The 4,517-nt window shown below is 41.9% G+C and carries 4 protein-coding genes; all 4 read right to left on the reverse strand.

Going from position 1 to position 4,517, the window contains the following annotated elements:
* The coding region (locus tag V7Q33_RS18375; protein ID WP_333820774.1) for a hypothetical protein at positions 1–527 on the reverse strand (527 nt) is incomplete at its 3' end.
* 296 nt (positions 528–823) lie between these two features.
* On the reverse strand, positions 824–1,681 hold the full coding sequence (gene ypfJ / locus V7Q33_RS18380) for a KPN_02809 family neutral zinc metallopeptidase (RefSeq protein ID WP_331974627.1): 858 nt from the start codon (positions 1,679–1,681) through the stop codon (positions 824–826).
* 119 nt (positions 1,682–1,800) lie between these two features.
* Positions 1,801–2,265, reverse strand: a complete 465-nt coding sequence (locus tag V7Q33_RS18385; protein WP_331974625.1) for a heme-binding domain-containing protein — start codon at positions 2,263–2,265, stop codon at positions 1,801–1,803.
* A gap of 120 nt (positions 2,266–2,385) precedes the next feature.
* Positions 2,386–4,461, reverse strand: a complete 2,076-nt coding sequence (locus V7Q33_RS18390) for a hypothetical protein (protein WP_333820775.1) — start codon at positions 4,459–4,461, stop codon at positions 2,386–2,388.
* Positions 4,462–4,517 lie beyond the last annotated feature (56 nt).

Below are 4,517 nucleotides of genomic sequence, written 5' to 3' on the forward strand. Positions count from 1 at the left end.
TAAGTAGTTACACAAGTTTGCGTAACGCTTCGCAGACATCGATCTATGATTTGCGTTCTGCCATTGGCCGTTATACTATCTTGTATTAAGGGGATGGAGAACGCTCGAATCAATTGATTATCCAGGTTATACAGTTGCAATATACCTCTGAATGGTTCATCGCTGGTATAATCCGCATCAGGAATATAGCGATATATAAATCCATAGAAGCCATCGGCATATTGAGATAGTACCAGGTTTTCGAAATATTCAGGAGAATCATCGGGCAGACGGAAGGTATAGTTGAGGATGCCGCTATCGGGATCGCTATATTTGAAGAATGCCTCGGTTTCTTCAATGCTGCTTACACGTCCGTTTGTTGCCTTGCGCTGAAGTTTTGCAAGCAGGCCTTTGGCTACAGGGTCGTGATCAACATCGGTGATGGTAATTCTCTGCTGATCGGATACTTTAGAAACAGATGCTTCATGATCGCACGATGAAATCCACAACAACAGGATGATTGAAATGATGGACAGATGCCTTCTCATAGGAAATAGTTTAGGGTAGAAAAAATTACAACGTACCGGGTATACGAGAAGCGACCTTCAACGAAAAATCCAACAACACTGCGTTCTGTACAGATCAAAACTAGCGTAACAAGGCAGGGACATCAATGGAGATTTCACACAACGCATTCCCAATAAAATACTGGCTGGCACCTCGGTATTAATACATAAAAATGATGTTTAAACTCAGAACATAAGGAGATATTTATCAGCATAAAAAAATCCCTGATCAAATTATGACCAGGGATTTAATCTATACTTTACTATATATAGTCTTGCTACAAATCTGTAGCATTAAAAGTATCTCCTTGTTTAATATCTCCCGTTTCAAAACCTTTCCTGAACCAGTGCACGCGCTGTTCGGAAGTACCGTGTGTAAACGAATCGGGCACTACATAACCACGTGCCTGCATTTGCAATCGATCATCGCCAATAGCAGAAGCTGCCTGTAATGCTTCTTCCAGATCGCCTGGCTCTAAAATGTTTTGCATCTTATTGGCGTGATGTGCCCATACACCAGCCAGGAAATCAGCTTGCAACTCCAGCCGCACGGATAACTTATTATACTCCTCTTCACTTAATTGCGATTGCTGTGCATGTATCTTATCGGTGATGCCGAGTAAATGTTGCACGTGGTGCCCCACTTCATGCGCAATAACATAAGCCTGCGCAAAATCACCAGGTGCCTGGAAACGATTTTGCAGTTCGTCATAAAAGCTCAGGTCGATATATAGCTTTTCATCCGGAGGGCAGTAAAAAGGACCAGAAGCTGCGCTCGCCATACCACAGGCTGATTCTACCTGACTCGTAAAGAGTACCAGTGTGGGATCGCGATAATCGGGCATGAGTTTATGCCATACATCTTCTGTATCAGCCAGCACTGTAGAGACAAATTGCTTTTGCTCATCCGATTGTGGACTTGACTGTACAGATTCATCTGTGGCATAATCTTGTGAAGTTACACCGGTCTGCTCCAGCAGCGTAAGCGGGTTCTTGCCGAGAATGAGGCTGATCACAACAATGATTACAATACCACCCAACCCCAGTCCGCCTTTGCCCAGCATTCCTCCGCCGCCAAATCCACGGCCACGTTGATCTTCAACATTAGAGCTTTGTCTTCTTCCTGTCCAGCGCATAGTTTTTCATTTAGAGTATAGAATTTTAACAGCTGATAAATTGATATACCATACAAATGCCTCAGGAAGTTACTAAAAACTTCTCCGGGCATAAAAATGAATAAACGCGTTTTTAAAATTCAATGCTTTTCCAGTACTACAGGCAATGTCTTTATCCATGCATTGATTGCAGCCCGATCTGATTCGGTGATGGCCGCTTCATGATGTATCCACAGATAAGAATCCAGCGGCATCCAGCCTTCATTCACAGCGTCTGATATTTCTTCTATTTTATGGTTAGCACGCTTCTGAGAGTAGCTCTTAAACTCTGAAAAATTCAACTCATCCTTGCCTTCATTCACATGATGTGCCATCCACCAGGCAACGGGCTGGATATTGTAATACCAGGGATATAGTGTTGTGTTGCTATGGCAATCATAACATTTCTTTATCAGAATCTGATGAACCTCTTCGCTTATGGCATAGGTATGCGATATATCATTGGCTGTGATCAATTGGTCTGATACATTCTTTGCCGGGCGAATGAACTGGATAATAATCAGGACTGTAAGCAAAGTTATACCAACCTTCTTCTTTGTGCTCATGGTAGTGTATTAAGTTCACTAAATGTAAACACTAAATCAGGGAGCAACCAAAAATTTTTCATGTACTGCCGTTTTGTTTCGATCTGTGGTCAGACTATTTGATCAGCAGTATTTTAATTATCAGTAGCTTCCCCAATATCTCCTTGAGAACCATTCGATACTTATCAGTAGTAACAACAGGAAGAAAACCCATTTAAGATTTACTACAGCTTTATAAGATTCTTCGGTATGTATTACACTACGGGCTTCTGCCTTACTCAGATCTTGTTGCATCGCTGCGATCTGCGATGCATGATAAAATTTACCACCGGTATTGGAAGCAAGTTTTCGAAGTAAGTTAAAATCAGCAGTGAGATTCTGTAATTCGATCTGCCGTTGCACAACAGCAAATTCGCCTCGCACTTCTTCATTCTTTTGCTGGACAGTAGTACGTGCACGATAGCGATAAACCCCCTCTTTAAGCCCTCCGATTTGGTAACGGTTATTTCCAGGACTTGTAACATACCGATAGCTTTTCTTCTGACCGTGTTCATCGGCAAGATCAATTTCAATTGTATTTCCGAATACAGGCTCATATATATCGTTGTATACCTGGCTTTCAAATACTACAGGTTCTGTGTCTGAAAACTCTTGCTGAACCGGGTAACTTCTGAATTTCCGTTTATCTTCGGTTGTTGAAAGATATTGTATAAGCTTACCAAACAACTCATCGAACGCAACTGTATTCTCAGTCCGGTCAAATTCGTTCAAACGCCAGCGCCATACACCTTCTCCAAGTAAAACACCTGTTTTTCGATTATCCTGTACATCTACAGCCAGTAACGGTTTTTGTGTAGCCAGACTTCCCACACGCTGAAACAATAGCGGTGTTGCGCTCAAGGCTATATTTACCTTTCCAAAATGTACAGATAGCGGTGGATATTCACTAAGTATATTGTTTATATCCGGCGATAATGTAAAATTAGAAAACGCAGCATTCACTACCGGTGTAACATCATCAAACTCTCTGGGGAAGCCATCAAATTTAACGGGCATACCTTGCTGCGACAAAAGACGCAGATCGGTTTGTGCTCCAAGGATCAACAATAACGATGTTTTACTTTTCACAAATTGCTGAAATATAGCACGGGTAGCGCCACGCAGATCGGGCACCTGATGAAAGATTACCAGATCGATTTTCTCAGGCTGAAGTATGCTGGCCGGCTGCTCATTCAGTTGTGGTATGTGTAACAGAAACTCATAGTTTGAGTTTTTATCGATCACTTCACGCAATGCCTTTATATCCGGATGAGGCGAAGGTGATACCACGAGTATCTTCTTTTTACCTTCCACTACCTCTACAAAAATTGAAGCCACATTATTGCGTGTGTTCGATTCACCGGGCTTTACTTCAACCTGTATATCCAATTTTTGAATGCCCTGATCGTTGGCCAAGGGTTGAAAATCATATACCAATAATTGACCATTCGTTGTTTTGGTTTGTTGCTCCAGTAATTTTCCGCGCTGCAAAAGAGAAACTTTAACAGATTGATTGGGCATATTCCTCGCAGCTACCTCCACACGTACAGGAAACTTATTGCCCTGGTATGCTATTTTGTTATAGGCTACATTCTTGATACTGATATCTGCGTGCTCTGACGAATCGCCAACACCAACTGTATATACCGGAAAAGTATAGGATGCATAGAGTGGTGTTATTCCTGCATTATAAACACCATCGGACGCCAGGATTACTCCTGCTATCTTTTTGCCCTCGTAACGATTAGCAATTTTACGAAGCGCTCCGTTCAAATCAGTGACATTAGCCGTATACGATATGGCATTTACCTGTTCACCTGACAGATCATTTACAGCCACTTCGTATCCTTTTTCTTCAAGTTGTTGCTGCGCTGTTCGCAATTGACTCTCAACAGCATGAAGGGTTGTTGAATCGGTCGTCTCTTTTACAGACACTGAGTTATCGTGCAATACAATAAATAAAGGCTTCTCAAAAATATTACTGATCTGTCGTACGATAGGCCCAAGCAAAAGAAAGAACAAAGCAAACAGCAATACCGCCCGCAACGCCAGCAATATGCGGTTCCACATCTTGCTCCACGGATGACTGGCCCGATATAAAAAGTAAGCAATGCCCACCGCCAGAAATAAACAGAGCAGCAAGTAAGCCGGTGATGAATCAAATATTATCTGTTGCATAGTTCATATTAGAAAATTGAAAAATTATAAGAACTAAAAATTCAGGCATCTGGAAT

Origin of the sequence: Ohtaekwangia sp., assembly GCF_036786105.1 — a bacterium.
GTDB lineage: Bacteria > Bacteroidota > Bacteroidia > Cytophagales > Cyclobacteriaceae > Ohtaekwangia.